This is a genomic window from Paenibacillus mucilaginosus 3016, assembly GCF_000250655.1.
GTDB lineage: Bacteria > Bacillota > Bacilli > Paenibacillales > NBRC-103111 > Paenibacillus_G > Paenibacillus_G mucilaginosus.
In genome coordinates this window covers 6761682-6785007 of sequence record NC_016935.1, presented here as the reverse complement: position 1 = coordinate 6785007, position 23326 = coordinate 6761682, and the positions used below count along the sequence as shown (strand labels likewise).

18 protein-coding genes and 2 pseudogenes are annotated in these 23326 nt (G+C 62.1%); 10 read left to right on the top strand and 10 right to left on the bottom strand.

Translation table 11 applies throughout. The features are described from left to right. Nucleotides 1-734: 734 nt before the first annotated feature. Nucleotides 735-1505 carry an AAA family ATPase gene (locus PM3016_RS28010; RefSeq protein ID WP_014371760.1) on the top strand — a complete coding sequence of 257 codons (771 nt, stop codon included), beginning with the start codon at nt 735-737 and terminating at the stop codon, nt 1503-1505. Between the two features lie 68 nt (nt 1506-1573). Here the strand turns inward: PM3016_RS28010 and PM3016_RS28005 are convergent, their stop codons facing one another. From PM3016_RS28005 to PM3016_RS27990, 4 genes are all read right to left on the bottom strand, one after another. Further along, a complete protein-coding gene (locus PM3016_RS28005; RefSeq protein WP_013919780.1) occupies nt 1574-2554 on the bottom strand; it encodes a FecCD family ABC transporter permease in 981 nt (326 codons plus the stop codon). Next, on the bottom strand, nt 2551-3585 hold the full coding sequence (locus tag PM3016_RS28000) for a FecCD family ABC transporter permease (protein ID WP_014371759.1): 1035 nt from the start codon (nt 3583-3585) through the stop codon (nt 2551-2553). Before PM3016_RS28000 ends, PM3016_RS28005 begins: the two co-directional genes overlap by 4 nt. 4 nt (nt 3586-3589) lie before the next feature. Continuing rightward, entirely contained in the window at nt 3590-4558 is a 969-nt protein-coding gene (locus PM3016_RS27995) for an ABC transporter substrate-binding protein (RefSeq protein WP_014371758.1), read from the bottom strand. A gap of 90 nt (nt 4559-4648) precedes the next feature. Continuing rightward, entirely contained in the window at nt 4649-5305 is a 657-nt protein-coding gene (locus PM3016_RS27990) for a helix-turn-helix domain-containing protein (RefSeq protein ID WP_013919777.1), read from the bottom strand. A gap of 538 nt (nt 5306-5843) precedes the next feature. On the opposite strand from PM3016_RS27990, the gene iolD reads away from it, so the two are divergent. From iolD to PM3016_RS38910, 7 genes and pseudogenes are all read left to right on the top strand, one after another. Further along, nucleotides 5844-7709 (top strand): 3D-(3,5/4)-trihydroxycyclohexane-1,2-dione acylhydrolase (decyclizing), encoded by a 1866-nt coding sequence (iolD, locus tag PM3016_RS27985; RefSeq protein ID WP_014371756.1) that lies wholly within the window; start codon nt 5844-5846, stop codon nt 7707-7709. A gap of 20 nt (nt 7710-7729) precedes the next feature. Beyond that, on the top strand, nt 7730-8644 hold the full coding sequence (gene iolE / locus PM3016_RS27980; protein WP_014371755.1) for a myo-inosose-2 dehydratase: 915 nt from the start codon (nt 7730-7732) through the stop codon (nt 8642-8644). After that, nucleotides 8644-9658, top strand: a pseudogene (gene iolC / locus PM3016_RS27975) (5-dehydro-2-deoxygluconokinase). The gene iolE and the pseudogene iolC overlap by 1 nt, the downstream one beginning before the upstream one ends. Nucleotides 9659-9716: 58 nt before the next feature. Then, nucleotides 9717-11174, top strand: a complete 1458-nt coding sequence (locus PM3016_RS27970; protein ID WP_013919772.1) for a CoA-acylating methylmalonate-semialdehyde dehydrogenase — start codon at nt 9717-9719, stop codon at nt 11172-11174. A 329-nt stretch (nt 11175-11503) separates the two neighbouring features. Further along, entirely contained in the window at nt 11504-12382 is an 879-nt protein-coding gene (gene fba, locus PM3016_RS27965) for a class II fructose-1,6-bisphosphate aldolase (RefSeq protein ID WP_014371754.1), read from the top strand. Then, nucleotides 12379-13437: an inositol 2-dehydrogenase gene (gene iolG / locus PM3016_RS27960; RefSeq protein WP_014371753.1), complete on the top strand. Its 1059-nt coding sequence runs from the start codon at nt 12379-12381 to the stop codon at nt 13435-13437. Before fba ends, iolG begins: the two co-directional genes overlap by 4 nt. Before the next feature lie 61 nt (nt 13438-13498). Beyond that, nucleotides 13499-13675 (top strand): hypothetical protein, encoded by a 177-nt coding sequence (locus PM3016_RS38910; RefSeq protein WP_187297974.1) that lies wholly within the window; start codon nt 13499-13501, stop codon nt 13673-13675. An 886-nt stretch (nt 13676-14561) separates the two neighbouring features. Here PM3016_RS38910 and PM3016_RS38905 read toward each other — a convergent pair. The 4 genes and pseudogenes from PM3016_RS38905 to PM3016_RS27950 form a co-directional block, all read right to left on the bottom strand. Continuing rightward, nucleotides 14562-14702: a hypothetical protein gene (locus tag PM3016_RS38905; protein WP_187297973.1), complete on the bottom strand. Its 141-nt coding sequence runs from the start codon at nt 14700-14702 to the stop codon at nt 14562-14564. Nucleotides 14703-14791: 89 nt separating this feature from the next. Then, nucleotides 14792-16078: a glycoside hydrolase family 27 protein gene (locus tag PM3016_RS27955; protein ID WP_014371752.1), complete on the bottom strand. Its 1287-nt coding sequence runs from the start codon at nt 16076-16078 to the stop codon at nt 14792-14794. A 402-nt stretch (nt 16079-16480) separates the two neighbouring features. Next, a complete protein-coding gene (locus PM3016_RS40300; protein WP_238540642.1) occupies nt 16481-16708 on the bottom strand; it encodes a helix-turn-helix transcriptional regulator in 228 nt (75 codons plus the stop codon). 13 nt (nt 16709-16721) lie between these two features. Then, a pseudogene (locus PM3016_RS27950) lies at nt 16722-17366 on the bottom strand (AraC family ligand binding domain-containing protein); the annotation flags it as partial. 269 nt (nt 17367-17635) lie between these two features. Between PM3016_RS27950 and PM3016_RS27945 the strand changes: the two are divergent. Beyond that, nucleotides 17636-17908, top strand: a complete 273-nt coding sequence (locus PM3016_RS27945; protein ID WP_014371750.1) for a hypothetical protein — start codon at nt 17636-17638, stop codon at nt 17906-17908. Nucleotides 17909-17998: 90 nt separating this feature from the next. On the opposite strand, the gene PM3016_RS27940 is transcribed toward PM3016_RS27945, so the two are convergent. Beyond that, nucleotides 17999-18841, bottom strand: a complete 843-nt coding sequence (locus PM3016_RS27940) for a sugar phosphate isomerase/epimerase family protein (RefSeq protein ID WP_014371749.1) — start codon at nt 18839-18841, stop codon at nt 17999-18001. Nucleotides 18842-19128: 287 nt separating this feature from the next. Between PM3016_RS27940 and PM3016_RS27935 the strand changes: the two genes are divergently transcribed. Continuing rightward, entirely contained in the window at nt 19129-21534 is a 2406-nt protein-coding gene (locus PM3016_RS27935) for a glycoside hydrolase family 95 protein (RefSeq protein WP_014371748.1), read from the top strand. 711 nt (nt 21535-22245) lie between these two features. On the opposite strand, the gene PM3016_RS27930 is transcribed toward PM3016_RS27935, so the two are convergent. After that, entirely contained in the window at nt 22246-23166 is a 921-nt protein-coding gene (locus tag PM3016_RS27930; RefSeq protein ID WP_013919760.1) for an ArsR/SmtB family transcription factor, read from the bottom strand. Nucleotides 23167-23326: the final 160 nt, after the last annotated feature.

Below are 23326 nucleotides of genomic sequence, written 5' to 3'. Positions count from 1 at the left end.
AGAGTGCACGGCAGCTCGCGTTGTAATGCGACGCGACGGGGCACGTTTGGGTGAAACACGGAAATAGAGGATCTACGGTGCGTTATACGCTTCAGCGACAGGGCAATTTGAAGATAGCGGAACTGAGGTTCGCTATTGTGAGCCAGGGGGGCGGATTTGATTGAAAATGACCACCATAACGCATCTGAGTTCCTCTATTTCTTGGGAAATCACGGGAAATACCCGAATAAGGCATCCAAGTTCCTCTATATTCAACAGAGAAGGTCTCCCGTTCCATGGTGGAGGAAACGGGCTAGGTTGTCTGGTTGGATGGACCGTCAGAAGAGAAAGGCTTGTCCGCTCAGGATAAGTCGGGACCTAAGGCGACAGGCGGCTGCAGGGCCATCTCATAGGAACAGGGTCTATAACATAACGTTAAGCCACCGTAGACTCGACTTACAAGGCTGTCTGGTTTGGACGGACCTGTCTGAAGAGGGGCGGTCGGTGCAGGGCCGTCTCACAGGGACATGGGCCATAACGCAGCGTAAGCCGCCATGGACTCCATCAGTCCAGGCGGCTATATTGTGCTGTGTATGATTCTGATTAACCCGGCATCGCCCCCATCGCTGTGCCCACGTGATTCTTGCGGTCCAGTCTCAACCCTTCCCGCCCCCCAGGCCAACGGACGATGATTTTCTCACAAGCTGCCGTACGGGGTACAATAGGCTCATAAGGGAAAGGAGGTTGTACTCCGCATGACCGGTTTTCAGTCCGACACGTATCTGAGATGCATCCAGCTGCTTCGGGAGAAGGTACCCTCCTTCGAGCAGTACCCGTTTCATCTGCATGCCATCCGCGAGCTGGACACCCTGGAGCTGCATCCCAAAGTCACCTACATCGTCGGTGACAACGGCATGGGCAAATCCACCCTCATCGAGGGGCTCGCCGTGGCCTGGGGCTTCAATCCCGAGGGGGGAAGCCTGAACTTTCAGTTCTCCACGTACGCCTCGCATTCGGAGCTGCACCGGTATCTCCGGCTGGTGCGCGGGATAAGGAAGCCCAGGGACGGCTTTTTTTTCCGGGCCGAGAGCTACTACAATCTGGCAAGCAATATCGAGGACATGGACCGTGAAATCTCCAGCGCTCCCAAGATCATCGAGGGCTTCGGGGGACGCTCCCTTCATGAGCAGTCGCATGGCGAATCCTTCTTCGCCGCCTTCCTGAACCGGTTAAGAGGGAACGGCCTGTATATGATGGACGAGCCGGAAGCGGCTCTCTCCCCGTTCCGGCAGATGTCGCTGCTGACCCAGATCCATAAGCTTGTGCAGCGAAACTCGCAGTTCATCATCTCCACCCATTCGCCCATTCTTATGTCTTATCCCGAGTCCGTCATCTATCAGCTGACCTCCCGTGGCATCGAAGAGGTGACGCTGGAGGAAACCGACCACTACGAGCTTACCCGGCGGTTTCTGAATAACCGGCAGCGCATGCTGCAGGAGCTGTTCCGGGAAGAGGACGGCGAATAGTTTCTCATAGACTGCCCGATAGGACAGCCGTGATGTACTCCATCATCCCCCTTTAAACCTCGTCTGCGTCACCTCAGCTTCCACCGCTCCTTTTGCAGCAGATAGATGAAGTAAGGCGCCCCGATAACCGCCGTCATGATGCCGACCGGCACCTCGCGCGGGATGATGACGATCCGTCCGACCGCATCGCCGAGCAGCATGAGGTCCGCGCCGAGGAGCGCGGCGACCGGGATGAGCCACTGGTGCTTCGCCCCGACGAGGCTCCGGGCGATGTGCGGGGCGACGAGTCCGATGAAGCCGATGGCTCCGACCGCAGAGACGGAGATGCCGGCGAGGGCGACGGCCAGAAGCAGCAGGAGGAGGCGTTCGCCCCGAAGGTTGACCCCCAGGGAAGTGACGGTCTCGTCGCCGAACTGCAGCACGTTGAGCTTCGGATACAGCCTCCACACGAGCGGCACGAGCACCACGATCCAGGGCAGCAGGGTGAGCACATCCTTCCAGCGCCGGCTCCACAGGCTGCCGGTCATCCAGAGCAGCGCCATGCTGACGTCGGCCGGATGCGAGACGATCAGATACTGCGTGCCGGCCTGGAAGACGGCTCCGACGGCGATGCCGGTCAGGGCGAGGGCGGAAGGGCTCAGAGTAAGCCTGCGGCTGAGCCCAAGCAGAATGGCGAAAGCGGCGAGGGCCCCGGCGAAGGCGGCCATGGGCAGGGCATAGCCCGGCGCACCCGGGAACAGGAAGATCAGCGCTGCCGCCGCAAAGCCGGCTCCCTTCGTGATGCCGATGACGTCGGGGCTCGCCAGCGGGTTGCGCACGAGGCCCTGCAGGATCACGCCGCCGACGGCCAGCCCCATGCCTGCCAGGATGGCGACAAGCACCCGGGGCAGACGCACGTCATGCACGATGAAATAGGACTTGTTCGGTTCCCCGAGCAATGTAGACCCGATGTCGCCGAAGGGCACGGGCACGGCGCCGACCCGAACGGAGAGGACCGTCAGCAGGAGCAGGGCCAGCAGCGAAGCGGCCAGTACGATGCTTTTGTTCATGAGGCGGCCCTTCCTTTCTTGACGGTCAGGTAGATGAAGAAGGGGGCTCCGATGGCGGACGTGACGATCCCGACCGGAGACTCATAAGGGAACGCGATAAACCGGCTGAGGAAGTCGGCGTACACGAGCATGGCACCTCCAAGCAGCGCCGTCAGCGGCACGAGTACGGGCAGACGGCTGCCGGCCAGCGCCCGGGCGATATGAGGCACGATCAGGCAGACGAACCCGATCGGTCCGCACACGGCAACGGCTGAGCCGGCGAGGAGGATGACGAGCCCCATGCAGGCGGTCCTCACCACGGTCACCCGCTGGCCGAGGCCCGCAGCCACTTCATCATCCAGCGTGAGCAGCCGGAAGGCGGGCAGCATGAAGAGCAGGAGGAGCAGGCCGCCGGCCAGGAAGGGAAGCAGCAGCCGGACCTCCGGCCAGGCCGCCTGGTTGACCGAGCCGACCAGCCAGAAGAGAATGTTCTCGGTCGACTGCTGATTCAGGATGATGAGGCCCTCCGTCAGGGAGGAGAGCAGGAAATGGATCACGATGCCCGAGAGGGCCAGCCGGACCACCTGCTTCGGCCCGTTCCCCGCCAGGGTCCAGATCAGGAGAGCGCCGCCGGCCGCACCGGCGAAGGCCGCCAGCACAGTCCCCAGGGGAGCCAGCTCCGCGGCCGCCGCCAGCCCGAGCACGACGGCGAAGGCCGCCCCCGCGTTAATGCCGAAGACATGCGGGGAAGCGAGCGGGTTCTTCGTGGCGAGCTGGGTGAGCAGTCCCGCCAGGGCGAGCTGCGCCCCCACGATGCAGGCCGTCAGGGTGCGGGGCAGGCGGAGCGTCTGGATGTAGAGGTGCGCTTTGCCGCTTCCCTGGTAGGTCAGCGCCTGAACCAGCTCCGTCCAGGTGACGTGCGCGGCCCCCCACTTCAGGGAGCAGAGGATGCCGGCCGCCAGCACGAGCACGGAGGCACAAAAAAGGAGAAGCAGACGCCCGGCAGGGCTCTGCTTGTCCGATAAGCTTGGATTATGATGCGGCATAGGCATAGAGCTACGCCCCCAGATGCTTCACGATATCCTCGGCCATCTTCTCAGAGCCGATCAGACCGCGTGAGAGCGACCAGTCGCGTCTTTCCACATAGAATACCTTATTGCCCGAGACGGCTTCGATCTGGCCCCACAGCGGGTTCGAAGCCCACTGCTTCTCGATGTTCTCCTTCTCGATCGGCATCAGGAACATCGCCTGCGGGTTCGCTTCGGCCAGCTGCTCCAGCGTGAACTGCGGATACGAAGCTTCGTTCTTCACCGGATCGGTAAAGCCCAGCATGGCGATGAAGGAGCCGGTGTAGGAGTGGTCCGAGTGGGCGAAGAAGCCCTTGGTATTGACGACGGCCGGGAGGACGCGGAGGTTCGTGTTTTTGATGTTCTTCTTCGCTTCGTCCATCTTGGTCTGATGCTCGGCAAGGCGCTTCCTGCCTTCCTCTTCCTTGCCTGTCGCCTGTGCGATGATCATGTAGTTCTTGAGCATCTGGGCATAGTCGGCCTGAAAATCATCCAGCACGAGCAGCGGGGCGATGGCCTTGAGCTGCGGGATCGCATTCTTGTGCTTGTTGAGATCCACAATAATGAGGTCGGGCTGCAGCGAGCTGATCAGCTCGATATTCGGCTCGTAGCGGGAGCCGACAGACTTATAATCGCCGATCTGACTCTTCACCGCGTCCATGAACAGAGCCGGATTGGAGTCGTCGGCTGCGCCCACCGGCTTCAGCCCCAGGGTGACGAGGGCATCCGTGAAGCTGAATTCCATCGTGACAATGCGCTCCGGTTTTTGGGCCAGCTCGACGGTGCCCATGGCGTCCTGAACGGTAATCTTGCCTGCTTTCTGGGCTGCAGATGCAGGTGCGGCATTTCCGGAGGCGGAGGCCTCCTCTTTGGGAACCGTTTTGCCGCAGGCAGCGAGGCTTACGGCGAACAGGCAGATCAGTACGGTGCGAAGTGTGCGGGTCATCCAATGAGACATGGTTTCTTTCTCCCCCTGAAAATGATAATTATTATCAGTTGGATTATAGCCCATTCTTCCGCGGCCGGACATGTCCAATTTGCAGAAAGCCTATGTCTGATTTTTAGATGTTTGCTGGAGGAAGACGGAAGGGGCGGTGCCCGTCACTTTTTTGAAGGTTTTGCTGAAGTGAAAATAGTCCGCGAATCCGACCCGCAGGGCGATTTCCTTGGCGGGCAGGTCGGTCTGCAGGAACAGCTGCCGGGCTTTCTCGATCCGCAGCCGGTGCAGGTAGGCGGTCAGCGTCATGCCCGTATGCCGCTTGAACAGCACGGTGTAGTGCCCGCCGCTCATGCCCGCGCGTCTGGCGAGCATCGGAAGCGTCAGCTTCAGCATGTAATGCTCGTTAATATAGGAAAGCGTCTCTTCGATGGCTTCGGCGGAAGAGTGTTTCTCCGTCTGGGCCTGCGATTCATAGAGGCAGATAAACAGGATCCGCTCGAGCATCAGCCGCATCCGGAACCGCTGGGCTGCTTCTTCCTCTGGGGGAAGAGGCTCCGGACCGAACGCGTCGCACGTACGGAGAAGCTCGTCGATCATGTAATGGATTTTGACTTCGCTGACCGTGTGGAGCGTCCCTTCCAGCGTCCATTCGCTGTGCTCGGGGAGCATTCCGTAGCGGATCACCGCATACTCGGCTTCCTTGGTCCTTGGCACCTGGATGACCCAGGGGCCTGCAGTGGGATGACAGGCGAAAGCCTGTGCCACAACGGCGGCTTCCCGCCCGGGCGGCGACCGTAACGTGCCCCCGGCGGACAATGAGCAGCACGTGCTCGTCTGCTTGGAGAAGGAGGGTTTGGGACGCAGAGCAGGACTCAATGCGCCGGGGGATCGGAATCATCCCCAATAGCTGTTGAAAGTTCATGATGGCGTTCCTCTCCCGGGAATGTCACCGCTTTTGATTTGCCTTGACAGCGGAGTTCAGGGTTAATGAAGAAGATTCGACAGGAAAGCGGGGAAATCCTTTTGCTTGCTCCAGGGAAAAGGCTTCCAGTCGAGTAGGGCATGGGGGCGTCGGCAGACGCATCAGAAAATTCTTCCAAAAAAGCTATTGCCGGGAAACGCGGTCTGTAGTAAGATCAAATAAAGCGCTTACCTTAACGGGCAAGCGTTTCTCTAGAAAGGGTTAAGCGCTTAACTTAACTTAACCGGCATTCATTTTAACCTGTTCCTTATCTGATATGACCTGCAAGGCCTTAACGCACACGCTTCATTAATTCAACGAGTATGCGAAAGGAGAATGGGTATGAGCACGATCCGTCTCACGATGGCCCAGGCGCTGCTCCGGTTTCTCGATGCGCAGTATGTCAGCCGGGACGGCCGGGAGACCAAATTCGTCCGCGGGGTCATGGGCATCTTCGGGCACGGCAATGTGACCGGGCTCGGGGAAGCGCTGGAGCGCAGCAGCGGAAGTCTTACTTTCATTCAGGGCAAAAACGAGCAGGGCATGGTGCATGCCGCCGCCGCGTTTGCGAAGCAGCGTAATCGGATGGAAATCTTCGCCTGCACCTCCTCGATCGGGCCGGGCGCGCTCAATATGGTGACGGCCGCGGCGACCGCCACGGTCAACCGGATCCCGGTGCTGCTGCTGCCGGGCGACAACTTCGCCACGAGGCAGCCGGACCCGGTGCTGCAGCAGCTCGAGGTGGCGGGGGACTATACGGTCTCGGCCAACGATCCGTTCAAGCCCGTGAGCAAATACTGGGACCGCATCGAGCGGCCCGAGCAGCTGATGCCAGCCCTGCTGCAGGCGATGCGCGTGCTGACCGACCCGGCCGAGACCGGCGCCGTCACGCTGGCGCTCCCGCAGGACGTGCAGGCGGAAGCGTACGATTACCCGCTCTCCTTCTTCGATAAACGGGTGCATTACATCGACCGCAGGCCTCCTGCCCCGGAAGCGCTGAGGAGGGCGGCGGAGCTGGTACAGTCGGCCCGCAGGCCGCTGATTGTCGCCGGGGGAGGCGTGCTCTACGCGGAAGCCGCAGAGGAGTTGAAAGCGCTTGCCGGAACCTTCGGCATCCCGGTGGCGGAGACGCAGGCGGGCAAGGGCGCGCTGCCCTGGGACCATCCGCTGAACGCCGGCGCGATCGGCGTCACGGGCTCGCTCGCCGCCAATCGGCTCGCGCAGGAAGCGGATCTCGTTATCGGCGTGGGCACTAGGTACTCGGACTTCACGACGGCATCAAAGTCGGCCTTCCGCCATCCGGGGGTCCGCTTCCTCAACCTGAACGTGAGCGCCTTCGACGGGGCGAAGCTCAGCGGAACGCCGCTCCTCGCGGACGCCCGGGAAGGACTGCGACTCCTGCGGGAGGCCCTGCAGGAGTCGGGCTATGCCAGCGGCTATGCACCCGGCGAGATCGCCGCCCGCAAGGCCGAGTGGGACGCCGAGGTCAACCGGCTGTACACGGCGGAGCATGAGGCGGGCTTCGCCCAGACCCGGGCGCTCGGCGTTATCAACGCGGCCGTCGGACCGGAGGCGGTCATCGTCTGCGCCGCCGGCTCGCTGCCGGGCGACCTGCACAGGCTGTGGCGGGCCGCCGGGCCGAAGACGTACCACATGGAGTACGGCTTCTCCTGCATGGGCTATGAGGTCAGCGGCGCCTTCGGGGCCGCGCTCGCCGACCCCCGCCGGGACGTCTACGCTCTGGTCGGCGACGGCAGCTATCTCATGCTGCACTCGGAACTGCTGACGTCCCTGCAGGAGGGACGCAAGATCACCGTGCTGCTGTTCGACAACCACGGCTTCCAGTGCATCCACAACCTGCAGCGGGAGCATGGGAGCGACGGCTTCGGCAATGAATTCCGCCGCCGTTCGCAGGAGACCTCCCGGCTGACCGGGGCGTACCTGCCGATCGACTTTGCCGCCCATGCCCGGGCGCTTGGGGCCAAGGCCTACAAGGCTTCCACGCCGGAGGAGCTGGAGGAGGCGCTGCGGCTGGCGAAGGAGGAAAGCATCACGACCCTGATCGAGATCCCGGTCGTTCCGGGAACGAACACGGGCGGCTACGAATCGTGGTGGAATGTCGGCGTACCGGAAGTGTCGGTTAGCGGGAAGGTGCTCGAAGCGCACCGCGGGATGAAGAGCCGGATCGAAGCGGTTACGGTCCGGTGAGAAGAGAGGAGAGATCTAAGATGGCGAAACTGCCGTTCCGCCTGGGAGCGCACCCGATCAACTGGGTCGGGGAGGATGTCAAGGAGCATGGGGACGATACGACGTACGAGCGGATACTGGACGATATGGCGGCGCTGGGGCTGCGGGGGACGGAGATGGGGCGCAAGTACCCGGCGGACCCGGCCGTGCTGAGGGAGGAGCTCTCCCGCCGGGGACTGCAGCTCGTGTCCCAGTGGAAGTCGGTGCTGTTTTCGGACCCGGCATACCGGAAAGAAGAGCTGGAAGCGTACCGCCGGCATGCCGCCTTCTTGAGGGAGATGGGCGCCGAGGTCATCTCCACCTGCGAGATCGGGGGCTCGCTGCATTTTGACCCCAGACGCACCCCGCACGAGAAGGAAGTGCTCCGGCTGGACGATGCGGGCTGGGAGAGCCTGGCGGAAGGCCTGAATGAAGCCGGCGTCATTGCCCGGGAGTACGGGCTGAAGCTGACGTACCACCACCATGGCGGCACGGTCGTGGAGCAGGGGCACGAGATCGGCCGTCTCCTGGAGATGACCGACCCGGCGCTGGTGCATCTCCTGTTCGATACCGGGCATGCGTACTACGGCGGGGCGGACCCGCTGAGCGTGCTGCAGAAGCACTATGACCGGATCGCTTACGTCCACCTGAAGGACATCCGCCCGCAGGTGCTGGAGGAGGCGCGCGCGGAAGGGGCTGATTTTATTACCTGCATCCGCAAAGGAGTCTTCACGGTGCCAGGTGACGGGTGCATCGACTTCGCCCCGATTGTCGGCGAGCTGGCCGCACGCGGCTACGGCGGCTGGGCGATGCTCGAAGGGGAGCAGGATCCGGCGGCTCACCCGCCTTACGACTATGCGAAGCAGGCGCTGCTCTACTTGGAAGGACTCATCGACCGAAAGGAAGGGATCGCGTAATGAGTTATGTTTCCTTTGCGGCGGGCAAGCCGCTGGATTTTGTGGCGGTCGGCCGTCTCTGCATCGATCTGAACGCAAACGAGATCAACCGCCCGATGGAGGAGACGATGACGTTCACCAAGTATGTCGGCGGCTCTCCGGCGAACATTACGATCGGCATGTCGCGCCTCGGCCTGCGCACGGCGTTCATCGGCAAGGTGGCGGACGACCAGATGGGCCGCTTCATCACGGATTATCTGGAGCGCAACCGCATCTCCACGGAGAATGTCGTGACGGACCGGACGGGCGCGGTGACGGGGCTGGCTTTTACGGAGATCAAAAGCCCCTCCGAGTGCAGCATCCTGATGTACCGCGACAATGCCGCCGACCTGCTGCTGTCCCCGCTCGAGGTGCGCGAGGATCTCATCGCGGAAGCGAAGCTGCTCCTGATCTCGGGGGACGGCCCTCGCGAAGAGTCCTTCGAGGGAAGCGGTATTCCTGGCGCTGGACTATGCCAAGAAACACGGGACGGTCGTGGCCTTCGACCTGGATTACCGGCCGTACACCTGGACCTCCAGGGAAGAAACCGCAGTCTACTACAACCTGGCGGCCGAGAAGTGCGACATCCTGCTCGGCACCCGCGAGGAGTTCGATATGATGGAGGCGCTCGGGGGCAATCCGGGCGGCGATGACCGGGTGACGGCGGCGAAGTGGTTCGACTATGCGGCGAAGATCGTCATCATCAAGCACGGCAAGGAGGGCTCGATCGCCTACACCCGGGACGGTGCATCCCACCGGGCCAAGAGCTTCCCGGCCAAGGTCGTCAAGACATTCGGCGCAGGAGACTCCTATGCGGCCGGCTTCCTGTACGGCGTCATGCAGGGCTGGACGCTCGAGAAAAGCATGGAGTTCGGCAGCGCCGCCGCCTGCATCGTCATTTCGTCCCACAGCTGCTCGGATGCGATGCCGACGGCCGAAGCCGTCGAGGATTACATTGAGCGGTGCAACCGCGGGGAGATTACGGCGACCGTTTGACTTTTTAGAATAGGCTGTATTGATAAAAATGAACCTGAGCAGAGAGGAGCACTTCCCTATGACCCAAGTGATTACGCAGGTGCTGAACAACTGGATCGGCGGCCGCTGGACCCCCTCCGAGTCGGACCGCTGCGAGCCGGTGTACAATCCCGCGACCGAGGAAGTGATCGCGCAGGTGCCGTTGTCCACGAAGGGTGACGTGGATCTGGCCGTGCGGACGGCCAAGGAGGCGTTCGCCGTGTGGAGCCGCACGCCGGTGCCCAGACGCGCCCGCATCCTGTTCCGCTACCAGCAGCTGCTCGTGGAGCACTGGGAGGAGCTCGCGAAGCTCGTCACGCTGGAGAACGGCAAAAGCTACAGCGAAGCCTACGGCGAAGTACAGCGCGGCATCGAGTGCGTGGAGTTCGCCGCTGGCGCGCCGAACCTCATGATGGGCCGGCAGCTGCCGGACATTGCGACGGGCCTGGAATCGGGCATGTACCGCTACCCAGTCGGGGTGGTGGGCGGCATCACGCCGTTCAACTTCCCGATGATGGTGCCCTGCTGGATGTTCCCGCTCGCGATTGCCTGCGGCAATACGTTCGTGCTGAAGCCTTCCGAGCGGACGCCGCTGCTCGCGAACCGGCTGGCGGAGCTGTTCACGGAAGCCGGCCTGCCGGACGGCGTGCTGAACATCGTGCATGGCGCGCATGACGTGGTGAACGGGATGCTCGAGCATCCGGGGATCGGGGCGGTCTCCTTCGTCGGCTCCCAGCCGGTGGCCGAGTACGTCTACACGAGCGCATCGAAGCATGGCAAACGCGTACAGGCGCTCGCCGGCGCGAAGAATCATTCCATCGTGCTGCCGGATGCGGACCTGGAGCTTACGGTCAAGGAGATTACGAGTGCGGCCTTTGGCTCTGCGGGAGAGCGCTGCATGGCCTGCTCCGTGGTGGTGGCTGTCGGTGACATCGGCGATGCGCTGGTGGAGAAGCTGCTCCAGGCGGCGGATGCGATCACGATCGGCAACGGGCTGGAGGACGGCGTCTTCCTGGGGCCGGTCATCCGCGGCCCGCACAAGGAGCGGACGCTGAAGTACATCGAGACCGGCGAGAACGAGGGCGCGATCCTGCTCCGCGACGGGCGCCGGGATGCGGCGGCGGAGGGCAGCGGCTATTTCGTCGGCCCCACGATCTTCGACGGCGTGGACAGCGATATGAAGATCTGGCAGGATGAGATTTTTGCCCCGGTGCTCTCGATTGTCCGCGTAGAGACGCTGGAGGAAGCGATTGAGCTTGCCAACCGATCCGAGTTCGCCAACGGCGCGTGCCTGTTCACGAAGAGCGGCAGCGCGGTGCGCCAGTTCCGCGAGACGATCGATGCGGGCATGCTCGGCGTCAACCTTGGGGTGCCTGCCCCGATGGCGTTCTTCCCGTTCTCCGGCTGGAAGAAGTCGTTCTACGGCGATCTGCACGCCAACGGGACGGACGGGGTGGAGTTCTACACGCGCAAGAAGATGGTCACGGCCCGCTGGTAAAAAAAGGGGGCGGGAGACGGGCCCTTTTCGGGGCACAGGGAGATTCGTGCAGGCGGGAGCAGGGCTGGCCGGCTTTGAAGCGGCAGGCGGCCCTGCTGCAGGGAGGCCTGCCGGGGCAGAACGCTGTGGCGGCGGAGGCCGGCAGGCAGTAAGCAAGGCCTGTTAGCTCGACGGTCCCCCATGGACAGGAGGCAGCCCCCGGCGGGTTGACGGCCTGGTGCACCGGGCCGCTATCCGTCTAGCGCCCTCTGCTTTCCCTCAGACCCGCCAGCCTGCGAGGCACTTGGACAGACAACGCTTTTTTTTGCCCAAAAAGGAGGTATGGGGCTATGACGCTCGTCTCAATGAAAAACATGCTGGAGCAAGCGCTCGAGGGGGGCTATGCCGTCGGGCAGTTCAATCTCAATAACCTGGAATTCACCCAGGCGATCCTGCTGGGAGCCGAGGAGGAGCAGGCGCCGGTCATCCTTGGCGTCAGTGAGGCTTACATCCCTTATATGGGCGGGCTCCCCTGCATTGCCGGCATGGTCAGGGCGCTGATCGACCATTATGGGATTACCGTACCGGTTGCCCTGCATCTCGATCACGGATCCACGTACGAGGTCTGCCTTCGTGCGCTGCAGGCCGGCTTTACCTCGGTCATGATCGATGCCTCCCACCATGGATTGGAGGAGAATATCGACGTGACCGGGCGGGTCACACAGGCCGCTCATGTACTGGGCGCTGCGGTGGAGGCCGAGCTGGGCCGCATTACGGGCCGGGAGGACGATCTTGTCGTCGACGAGGCGGAGGGCATGTACGCCGTGCCCGAAGACTGCGTCCGGCTCGTGCGGGAGACGGGCATCGACTGCCTGGCTCCGGCGCTCGGCTCCGTGCACGGCCCCTACCGGGGACAGCCCAAGCTGGGCTTCTCCCGCATGGAAGAGATCCGGCGGCTGACCGGACTGCCGCTCGTGCTGCACGGGGGCAGCGGCCTGCCCGACGAGGAGATCCGTGAGGCGATCGCGCGCGGCACAAGCAAAATCAACGTGAACACGGACAATCAAGCGGCCTGTACGGCGGCCATCCGCAGCTACCTGGCGGAGCACCCGGAGGCTTACGACCCGCGTTCCTATCTTATTCCCGCAAGAGAAGCCGTCAAGGCATCGGTACGGGCCAAAATCCGCCTGTTCGGCTGTGCAGGCAAAGCGGAGGGATCCAGGAGATGAAGAAGATCAGAATCGGGATTATCGGTGCAGGGCGGATCGGCAAAATTCATGCGGACAATCTGCTCCGTCTGCCGGGGGCGGAAGTGGCGGCCATCAGCGATCTGTTCGCAGGCGAAGAGCTGGAGGCCTGGGCGGCGCAGCGCGGCATCGGGCAGGTGACGAAGGACAGCGGAGCGATCCTCTCCCGAGCGGACATCGATGCGGTATTCATCTGCTCCTCCACCGATACGCATGTGGGACTGATCATCGAGGCGGCCCGGGCGGGCAAGCATATTTTCTGCGAGAAGCCGGTCAGCATGGATCTCTCCGCGACGGAAGCGGCGATCGAAGCCGTACAGGCGGCTGGCGTCAAGCTGCAGGTCGGCTTCAACCGCCGCTTCGACCATAACTTCCGCCGGGTGCGGGAGCATGTGCTGCAGGGCACGGTCGGCGAGCCGCATATCGTCCGAATCACCTCGCGGGACCCGAATCCGCCGCATCCCGACTACATCGCGAGGTCCGGCGGGCTGTTCATGGACATGATGATCCATGACTTCGACATGGCGCGCTTCCTGTCCGGCAGCGAGGTGGTGGAGGTGTATGCGCAGGGCGGTGTGCTGGTGGACCCGGTATTCGCCGAGCATGGCGACGTGGATACGGCGATTGTCACGCTTCGGTTTGCGAGCGGGGCGCTCGGCGTCATCGACAACTCCCGGCAGGCGGTCTACGGCTACGATCAGCGGGTCGAGGTGTTCGGCTCCCGGGGCAGCGCCGCCGTCAGCAACGACCATCCGAACACGGCCGAGGTGTCGACAGCCGAAGGACTGCTGCGGGATAAGCCGCTGCATTTTTTCCTCGAGCGGTACAATGAGGCGTACATGGACGAGACCCGGCAGTTCGTGGAAGCGCTGCTGCACGACAGGCCGCTGCCGGTGGACGGCATCGACGCGCTGCAGGCGGAGCGGATCGCCCATGCGGCGAAGCTGTCATGGCAGCAGGGGCGTCCGGTGAAGCTCAGCGAGATCGGGACGGCAGGCGCGGGTGCGGGCGTGCAGGTGCAGAGCGAAGTCGTGTAGCGGGTCGGCTGCAGGGATGAAGGGCTGGACATAACGGGACCCAGGGAAGGGAGAGGTGCAGGTGCCGCAGCTGATCGTGAAGCCGCTTCCCGTGAAGAGGGAGGGATGCTCGAGCCCAGGGGCCGCCTATCGTGTGCACAGCAGCAGCTGTACAGGCTGTTCGGTCGTCTCGGACGTCTCGGGCTCCGGCAGGGTCCTTAATCCTGCACCGGCGGACCAGGAATGGACTGCACCGTGATACCGTGAACCTGAGGCTTGCTCAGTGCACGCCGTATCAGCCGATCCGACCAGCCTTGATAGGCAGCGGGTTGGCTGATTTTTTGCATACCTCCCGGCAGGGAAGGGGGCTTCGGCAGATAGCGGAACTCAGGTATCTTATTTGCTCCCTTTGGAGGGTGAAAATCAAAATAGAGGAACTACAGTTACTTATTTGCCTCAGATTCGGGGGAAGGAGGGGGAAATCGGTCGCATAGCGAATCGTAGTTCCGTTATTTCCTGTTACCCGTGTGAAAATGAGCAAATAGCGCATCGTAGTTCCTCTATTTGGTATTCCGGTCCAACCGTGCCATGGACGGCTTCCAGCCTTTAGGCGCGGGGCCAGGGAGGCGTGCTGTATGGATGGGGAACCGCCAGCTGCGGCTGTGCCCCCTGAGGGCGTGGGTCCTAGCGCATACCGCCGCCCCAAATCTTGCTCAGCCAGCTTGGGCAGCACGGAGCCAAGCAGCCGCACTGCGGCGGCAGACGCTGCGGCGGCAAGCTGGGGAGGCAATGGCGCGAAGAGTGAAGCCCTTGGCCGCCGTCCCCGCTTACTCCTGCAGTCTCAGCAGCCCGCAGCCGAGCAGCCGCACTACGGCGCCAGACGCTGCGGCTGTACGCACGGGGGCCGTAGCACGTCCTCGGCCGCTCCGCCAGCTTCGGCGGAAAGCTCGTGCGGCGTTCCCCTGTAGCTTCCCCGCCGCCGTACCACCTACTCCGCCAGCTTCAGCAACCCGTAGCCGAGCAGCCGTACTACGGCGCCAAACGCTGCGGTGGCAAGCTGGGGAGGCATGGCGCGAAGAGTGAGCCCTTGGCCGCCGTCCCCGCCTACTCCGACAGTCTCAGCAGCACAGAGCCGAGCAGCCGCACTACGGCGCCAAACGCTGCGGTGACAAGTCGGAAGCCGTGACGCCTAGAATTTGCTCGGCCGCTTCCCGCAGCTCAGCCAGCTTGGGCAGCCCGCAGCCGAGCAGCCGCACTGCGGCGCCAAACGCTGCGGCGGCACGCACGGGAGCCGTAGCACGCCCTCGGCCGCTCCGCCAGCTTCGACGGAAAGCTCGTGCGGCGTTCCCCTGTAGCGTCCCTGCCGCCGTTCCACCTACTCCGCCAGCTTCAGCAGCACGGCTCCGTGCGGCGGCACTTCGAGGCTGACCGCCCCGGCGGCCTCGCCGAGGTCCTTACCGGCCCAGAGATCGCGCACCCGGCGCGAGCCGCTCAGCCCGAGCGCTTCCCACGAAGCGGTGACGGTCTGCGTCTCCTCCGCCGTATTGAACAGGGCGGCGTATACGTCGCCGGTACGGCTGTCGATGCTCGTCCAGACGATCCGTCCCTCTTCACGGGAGGCTGGGCGGATGCGCTCTCCGTACCGGTGCGCATCGAGCACCTCCCGGTTCGTGAGCAGCGACTGGGTCCACTCGTCATTGTCGCGGAGCTCGCCGCCGAACATGAGGGGGGAGCGGAAGATGGACCAGAGGCTCATCATCGTCCGCTGCTCGTCGCGGGTGAAGCGGGTCCAGCGGTCGGCGGCGCCCCCGTCGACGGAGCGGATGCCGATATGGCCGAGCGGCAGCATGTCGCAGTCCGGCCACTGGCCCGGCGCCACGTGGGTATACCACTGCTCGCAGCGGTCGAACATGTCGAGCAGCAGGCTCCACAGGTCCCAATAATCGTCGGTCATGCGCCACAGGTTGGCCAGCGACGCCAGCTCCTGTGCATGCTCGACCGGAGCCGGTCCCGGGGACAGGCTGAGGACCATGTCACGTCCGCAGCGGTCGATCGCCCGGCGGATCAGCTCGATCTCCGGCAGATGAATGCCGTACAGGCGGGAAGCGGCGATGTCGTCGACCTTGACATAGTCCACCCCCCACTCGGCGTACAGCCGGAACAGGGAGTCATAGTAAGCCTGAGCGCCTTCATGGGACGCGTCCACACCGTACATGTCCGTATTCCACGGACAGATCGAATTCGGGTGCGCGATCTCCCGGGCGGTGGCCTCCGAACCCAGGATCGGCGATGCCGCATGCACCGCCTGTCGGGGAATGCCCCGCATGATATGGATGCCGAACTTGAGGCCCAGTCCGTGAACATACTCGGCCAGCGGCTTGAATCCCTGTCCGTCCGCTGCAGACGGGAACCGGTTCACTGCAGGCATCAGGCGCGAGTATTCATCCATCTCGAGGGGCACAAAAGGCCGGTACCTCGAAGAGTTCGCCCCCGGCTCGTACCACTGAATATCCACCACGACATATTCCCAGCCGTAAGGCTTCAAGTGCTCCGCCATATACTGCGCATTACCCCGGACTTCTTCCTCCGTCACACTGGCTCCGTAGCAGTCCCAGGAGTTCCAGCCCATGGGCGGCGTCGGAGCGAAAAGATGATGCTTCATGATCAGCCGTCGTCCTCTCTCGTCTTTTTTTGATCTGCACCTTTATGATAAAAGAGAGAAGCAGCGGGATTCCACGATAATAATTTGTTCCCATCCGTACTTTTTTGCTCATGACAAGAATGAATCCGGCGTGGGACAACCACCCGGCTGGCAGCTGCCGATGATCCATTAGTGAAATGCAGATAAGCTCACTTGAGGGTGAGTCGGGTTAAACCGCGCAGATTTCTTAAGGTTTGAGACCTCTTTAACGCCCCGAAGTCTATCATTCGGACCGCCTCTGAACGGCGGGATACCGGCAACAGATTTTTGTGTACAACGGAAGGCTTCCTTGCCTGCACTTATGTACCTTTCCCGGCCTGCCCGAACACCGCACCTTACATTCCGCTCCTTCTATCCGCTACTTTAATCGAACGTCACATGCTGCAGCGCCGTCACTTCCCGGCCCGAACGAAAATCGCCGGGGGAGAAGCCGACCCATTCCCGGAAGACGCGGGAGAAGTAGCTTCCTCCGGAGTAGCCGACCGCCTTGGCTACCTCCTCGATCGGCAGGGAGGAGCGGCGGAGCAGATCGAAGGACGCCTCGATCCGGATCTTCGTGAGGTATTCGACGGGGGGTGTACCCGGTAGCACGGTGAAAGGAACGGGTAAAATGCGAAGCCGACATGCCCGCTTCCTTCGCGATCTCCTCCATGCCGGGCAGACGGGCGTAGTCCGCTTCGAGCCGAAGCGCTGCCGTACGGATGGCAGGGGGCCAGTGTTCCTTGTCCCTCCGGCGTGCCGAAGAGAAGCGCAGCAGTTCCATGACCAGACGGTAGACGAGGGAGGAGGCGAGATATCCGTCCGTGATCCGTCCGCGGGCCGCCGCATGGAACGCATCCAGCAGCAGATGCGCCACAGGGCTGTCCGGGGGAATGTCGGCTGCGGGACCGGTGCGCTCGGTAATGTGTTTCCAATGCGTCTCCAGACCGTACGGCCGCAGCAGGATAAAATAAAACTCCCACGCCTCCCCCTCAGGCGAAGCATAATAGCGGTGCCGGGAAGGAATGTCGACCAGAAAGGCCTGTCCGGGGCCTATACGGTGCACCCGGCCGCCGTTCTCGAGAAAGCCGTGCCCGCTCACCGTGTACTGCAGCAGCAGGAGGGGACCGTCGGAGCGCTGAAGCCCGTCCCAGGAATAGGAAGGCCCGGAACGCACTTCATGACCCAAGGCGAACAGCTGATAAAAGGCATCCCCCGGCGTATCCAGAAAGCGGAAGCCGTAGACGCCCAGCGGGGTGCTTGACTGCATGAGATTCAACGCCTTTCGGTGAATTCATTTTCATGATATCATCCATCCTATCACGCTGTACGGCTGGTGTGCGATCGCGCTGTTGAAGTCCTGCGATACATAATGATGGATACTCTATAGGGGGGATTGGAATCCGCGAAGATCGTCCCAAATATGTAACCAGACATGCAATCGACAGTCTGACTGTTAAATTGAGCTTACCTGAAAAAGAGGTGTTTTGTCAGGATTGGGAATATGAAATATCCAATGCCGGAAGGCTTGAGGAGTTTATGGATTATTATCAGCATGCGGTGCTGGACACCGAGGAAAAATTCGCACTGATGATCATCATCATTTCTTCCTTTGACGATGCCCTTAGTGGCGGACATGCTCCTGGCGGGGTTTGGGAGCGGATTCGCCGCTGCTTAGCAGAGGATATCGATATTCATGTGAACACCATTCCTTATTGGGCCTTGCACGGCGAGGATTTGGAAGACGGTTTTGCGGTAACCCCTTATATCCGAACGCTGCTGGAGATCCAAGGAATTCAAGAGAAAGGATAGAGACAAGTACGGACTGAACTTGTTACCGCCATCCCCTTCCAACACCAAAAAACCGTCCGGGCTCTTCCGGACGGTCTATTTGCAGTGCCTTTACACCTCGTTCCACACCTTGCGGAAGAAATCCAGCGAAGGGGCGATCTGGTCCGGCTCGAGGCCTTCCATCGTGATATGGCAGTGCGGCTTGCGTTCCTTCACCAGGCGGAGGAAGTGCGGGTAGTCGAGCTCGCCGGTACCGAGCGGCGTGTATTCGGTTCCGCCGGAAGCGGTCTTGCGGATGTCCTTGGCATGGAAAAGCACCACACGGTCGGCCAGCGCGTCGAAGGCCGCCGAGACGATCTCCTGCTGCCGGTCCAGAAGGGAGGCGTTGAGCAGATTGCACGGATCGAGCACGACACCGAGCGTCGAGGTAGGCACTTCCTCCAGCAGGCGCTGCATGCCTTCCGTCGAGTGGATGACGAGGGTGTAGGCCGGCTCGATGCCGACGGTTACGCCCCACTTGTCGGCTTCTTCGGCGAGCTCCAGCACGGAGCTGCGGAGCGTCTCGAAAGCCTTCTCCTCATAGCGCTCCGGCTCGTCCGCCTTGAACGTGTCGAGCTTGCCGGTTTCCGTGGCGACGACGCTTGCGCCGAAGTCACGGCAGAACCGCAGGTGCTCCTTGAAGCGGCGCAGCTCCTGTTTGCGCTGCTCAGGGTCCGGATGCACCGGATTGATGTAGCAGCCGAGACTGGCGATCCGCACGCCGCGCTTCGCGAAGGCTTCGCCGACATGATTGGCGAGACCGGGGCTCAGTTTGCCCGTAGCGCTGTCGACGTCGGACAGGGCTTTGGCGAGCGCAAGCTGGACGCTGGCAAGGCCTGCGCCGGCCACGCGGTCAGCCAGCTCTTCCAGCGGCAGACGGCCGAAATTGTGTGCGAGAATACCGGGTTTGCTCATACGAATACGATACCCCTTCCGAATGCTGAAGTAGAATGGCTAGATTAGGATTGCGGAATTGAAGCGTTTAGATTACGATTTCATTATATCGGATTCGGATGCTTTTGCACACCTGTGCATAAATCGGAAGACAGCGTGATGGGAACACAAGGGTCTGCGTCCGTTCGCCGGAATGACGGGTTTTGACATGAAAAATGATGCGTTCTGCCTCTGACCCGGGAGGCATCTGCCTGTGTTACGATGAAGAGATCAAGGATCCCGGATCAGCCGGGAGGGGAGGATTCACGATGAAGCTCACATATGACAAGCCGGCCCGTGTCTGGACGGAAGCGCTTCCGGCAGGGAACGGAAGGCTGGGCGCCATGGTATTCGGCGGGGTGGAGCACGAGCTCCTGCAGCTTAACGAGGACACGCTGTGGTCGGGAGCGCCCGGCGATCACAATAACCCGCGGGCGCGGGAGGTGCTGCCGGAGGTGCGGCGTCTCGCCCTGGAGGGCCGGTACCGCGAGGCCGATCGGCTGTGCAAGGAGATGCTCGGCCCCTACACCCAGTCTTATCTGCCGCTGGGAGACCTCAGTCTGCGGTTCCATCACGGGGACCATGCAGGCGATTATGAGCGTCATCTGGATGTCGAAGGGAGCATCCTCCGGACAAGCTACCGGATCGGGGCTGTGACGTACACGCGCGAGCTGTTCGTGTCCCACCCGGATCAGGTTCTCGTCCTGCGGCTTACGGCTGACCGCCCGGGGGCGCTGAGCTTCACGGCGAAGCTGGACAGTGCGCTGAAGCACCGGACCGCAGCGGACGCGGGGGATCTCGTGCTGAAAGGCCGGGCACCGGCGAAGGTCGACCCCAATTATTACCGGACGGACGAGCCTGTACGGTATGCGGAAGGGGATGCCGGGGGAGGCATGCGCTTTGAAGCGCGGCTTCGGGTTCAGGCGGACGGCGCGGAGCTTCAGGTGGACAGCGGCGCCCTGCATGTGGAACGCGCGACGGAGGTCACCCTGCTGCTGACGGCCGCTACGAGCTTCAACGGCTATGATAAGCAGCCGGCCGAGCAGGGAAGAGACGAATCCCGGGCCGCTGCCGATGATCTTCGGGCCGCTTCCGGACTTACCTACGATGAGCTGCTGCAGCGCCACCAGGACGATTACAGAGCCTTGTTCGGCAGGGTCACCCTGAGCCTCGGCGCCTCACGCGCGCCCGAAGGCATGCCGACCGACCGCCGGATCGCCGAGTACGGGGCTTCGGACCCGGGGCTTGCGGAGCTGCTCTTTCACTACGGCCGTTATCTGCTCATCTCTTCCTCGCGTGAAGGCACCCAGCCGGCGAACCTGCAGGGGATCTGGAACAAGGAAGTGCGGGCGCCCTGGAGCAGCAATTACACGCTGAACATCAATGCCCAGATGAACTACTGGCCGGCCGAGACCTGCAATCTGTCCGAATGCCATGAGCCGCTGCTGGGCTTTATCGGACGCCTGGCCGTCAACGGCACCAAGACCGTATCCGTCAATTACGGCCTCCGGGGCTGGACCGCCCACCATAACTCCGATATCTGGGCGCAGAGCGCGCCGGTGGGAGCTTACGGCCATGGAGACCCGGTTTGGGCGTACTGGCCGATGGCCGGAGCCTGGCTGAGTGCGCACCTGTGGGAGCACTATGCCTTCTGCCGGGAGGAGGATTACCTGCGGGAGCAGGCTTACCCGGTGATGAAGGAGGCGGCGCTCTTCTGCCTTGACTGGCTTGTGGAAGATGCCGACGGTTTCCTGGTGTCTTCCCCGTCGACCTCGCCGGAGCACCGGTTCGTGACGGCGGAGGGGGAGCTGGCCGCGGTGACGGCCGCTGCGACGATGGATCTGGCGCTGGTCCATGACCTGTTCACCAATTGCATTGAGGCCGCAAGGACGCTTGGCACGGATGTCGAATTCAGCGCGGGGCTTCAGGATGCGCTGGACCGCCTGCAGCCGCTGCAGATCGGACAGTACGGCCAGCTGCAGGAGTGGAAGCGGGACTTCGAGGACGAAGACGTGCACCACCGGCATGTGTCGCATCTGTACGGAGTGTATCCGGGCCGTCAGCTTACGGCGGAAGACTCGCCCGATCTGTTCCAGGCCGCGAGGCAGTCGCTCGAACGCCGCGGGGACGCGGGAACCGGCTGGAGCCTCGCCTGGAAAATCTGCCTGTGGGCCCGCTTCGGCGACGGCAACCGGGCGCACAGGCTGATCGGCAACCTGCTGAGCCTGACCTCGGAGTATGAGGCGGGCGGGCAGCGGGGCCAGCAGGGCGGGGTCTATCCGAATCTGTTCGACGCCCACCCGCCGTTCCAGATCGACGGCAACTTCGGCTACACCGCCGGCGTCGCCGAAATGCTGGTGCAGTCGCACACGGGCGTCATCCGCCTGCTTCCGGCGCTTCCGGACGCCTGGCCGGACGGCGAGGTCAGCGGCCTGCGCGCCCGCGGAGGCTTCGAGATCGGCCTGAGCTGGCAGGCGGGCCGCTTGGCCGAGGCCCGGGTCCGCTCGCTGGCAGGCGGACTTTGCCGGCTGCAGGCGGAGGGCAGCTTCCTGCTGCTGGGCGGGGAAGGGGAGCCTCTGTCCGCGGAAGCCGGAGACGGCGGCACGGCGGCCTTCCCTACGGAAGCGGGGCGCACCTATGTTCTCCGGCCAGTCACCTCGGGCGCGGCCATCTAGCTGTCGCCCCTGGCAATCCCCCGGTCTCCCTGGAAAGGGAGAACCGGGGATTTTTTTGCTGTGCCGCGGCAGGGTACGGTTCGTATGTCCGTTGATCTTCAGGAGGAGACAGGAAGCTTATGGTCTGATTCCACAGGTTCTGCGGAGGGTGGTAACGCACTTCGATACGACGGAAAGTGTCATTATTATCCATAAATCGACAAATTATGATAGCGCATACAAGAATTCATTGACAAATTTCGCGTATGACTTATACTGAGATTAAATCCAATTCGATGGATCTAAATTCATGAGATTCCGTACGGTGTTCGTTGGAAAAATGGGCGGCCGGCATTCGCATTCCCATGATCCCAACTTGCGGTTCACAGGGACAAGGGCGCAGGGAAGCTGCCCCGTGCACGATATGGCTTTGATTCACCGGGCGGCTGACGTTGGAAGGCAGAAGATGGCAGGCAGGGAAACAAGGTTCCCTGCCTTTTTGGCATCCTCTCCGGCCGGACGTGAAGGCTGCGAGTACCGGAATGTTACCCGAACAACAGCCTGTTCTCCAAGCCGCTCCCTTATCACGTTCCCCCTGCGCATCCCTGTCCGCTTCAGTGCGGCCGGTCTTCCTTTTACGCATCCGTTGGGAGTGCAAACTTCGTGAGGAAAGGCGATAGAGGCCGGACGGTTCGCACCGGCGGCCTGCAGAGGAAACGCTGCTTTTAGAGATCACGATGCATACGGCTCGGAATACAGGACCCGTACCAGGAGATCCTGTTTGTAATTGCCAAAGTGCTTGCCGTACAGGGTAAGCCCCTTGCGGTTCCTCGACTTCTCGCCGACCTCGATACGGAACTGCAGGTCGCTCTTGTCATCGATGCCGATCTGGGCCAGCGTTACGTCGGAGATGCGGCAGCCGTCGATATAGCTTCCGTCCTCCGTGATGCGGATGAGCTTCAGCATGCCGTACTGGTTCACATGGGGCGGCCACCAGTCCGGATTGTACTTGCCCCGCACATCGCCGAAGTCGCCCGGGCAGGTCCAGCTTCCGATCTCATGGCCGTTAAGGTAGAAGAAGATATCCGACGGATAGTTGTTGTTGTAGCCGGGCGCCTCCGAGCTGAGCTCCATCGAGAATTGAATTTCTTTGAAGGTTTGGTGCGCTTTGATATAGTTGGGAATCCGGTACTCGAGATAGCCTTCGGTCAGCCATACCATCTGGGCATCGATCCGTCCGGGATCCGCAAAATAACGGGGATCGTCAAAATCCCCGACAATGCTGTCCTTGGTGGCGAGCCCGCAGGTGGGGGAGGCCTGGTAATCACTGTAGTGGCCCACCTTGATCTCGACCTCATACAGGTTCTCCAGCTCCTTGCTCCGCAGATCGACCATCAGCTTCTCTTCGCTGAGGTAGCAGAGCTTCTGGATGCCGTGGCGGCCGACGGCAGTGGTCACCTCGATGAGTCCGCTTTCCTCCAACTTTTTGATGTGCATGGTAATGGCTCCGTTGGTCAGTTGAAGCGCTTTCGCAAGATCGTTCAGATTCAGGCTCTGATGCTGGGCAAGCAGGTCCAATATCGCAAGCCGGATGTCCGAACCGAGCGCCTTGAAGATCGGCAGACCGGAGCGCAAATCTTTGATATAGAGCATGGCCTGGACTCCTTTGGCCCGTAGCTTGGGCAGAATGCGGCATTTCTTTAAAAATATAAGAATTTATATCTCACGGATCCTGTCATCTTATATTTCTTATAAACGCACGTCGTCCTTAAAGGATGCGAAGCCGTTTATCTCACCTAAGTGTATTTTAATT

What these genes read in the sequence shown, in the direction of transcription:
- PM3016_RS27935 (WP_014371748.1), top strand. Translation starts at nt 19,129, where the DNA reads ATGAAGCTCACATATGACAAGCCGGCCCGTGTCTGGACGGAAGCGCTT.
- PM3016_RS27955 (WP_014371752.1), bottom strand. Translation starts at nt 16,078, where the DNA reads ATGAAGCATCATCTTTTCGCTCCGACGCCGCCCATGGGCTGGAACTCC.
- iolE (WP_014371755.1), top strand. Translation starts at nt 7,730, where the DNA reads ATGGCGAAACTGCCGTTCCGCCTGGGAGCGCACCCGATCAACTGGGTC.
- PM3016_RS27945 (WP_014371750.1), top strand. Translation starts at nt 17,636, where the DNA reads ATGGATTATTATCAGCATGCGGTGCTGGACACCGAGGAAAAATTCGCA.
- iolD (WP_014371756.1), top strand. Translation starts at nt 5,844, where the DNA reads ATGAGCACGATCCGTCTCACGATGGCCCAGGCGCTGCTCCGGTTTCTC.
- PM3016_RS28010 (WP_014371760.1), top strand. Translation starts at nt 735, where the DNA reads ATGACCGGTTTTCAGTCCGACACGTATCTGAGATGCATCCAGCTGCTT.
- PM3016_RS28005 (WP_013919780.1), bottom strand. Translation starts at nt 2,554, where the DNA reads ATGAACAAAAGCATCGTACTGGCCGCTTCGCTGCTGGCCCTGCTCCTG.
- PM3016_RS27940 (WP_014371749.1), bottom strand. Translation starts at nt 18,841, where the DNA reads ATGAGCAAACCCGGTATTCTCGCACACAATTTCGGCCGTCTGCCGCTG.
- iolG (WP_014371753.1), top strand. Translation starts at nt 12,379, where the DNA reads ATGAAGAAGATCAGAATCGGGATTATCGGTGCAGGGCGGATCGGCAAA.
- PM3016_RS27995 (WP_014371758.1), bottom strand. Translation starts at nt 4,558, where the DNA reads ATGTCTCATTGGATGACCCGCACACTTCGCACCGTACTGATCTGCCTG.
- PM3016_RS28000 (WP_014371759.1), bottom strand. Translation starts at nt 3,585, where the DNA reads ATGCCTATGCCGCATCATAATCCAAGCTTATCGGACAAGCAGAGCCCT.
- fba (WP_014371754.1), top strand. Translation starts at nt 11,504, where the DNA reads ATGACGCTCGTCTCAATGAAAAACATGCTGGAGCAAGCGCTCGAGGGG.
- PM3016_RS27970 (WP_013919772.1), top strand. Translation starts at nt 9,717, where the DNA reads ATGACCCAAGTGATTACGCAGGTGCTGAACAACTGGATCGGCGGCCGC.
- PM3016_RS27930 (WP_013919760.1), bottom strand. Translation starts at nt 23,166, where the DNA reads ATGCTCTATATCAAAGATTTGCGCTCCGGTCTGCCGATCTTCAAGGCG.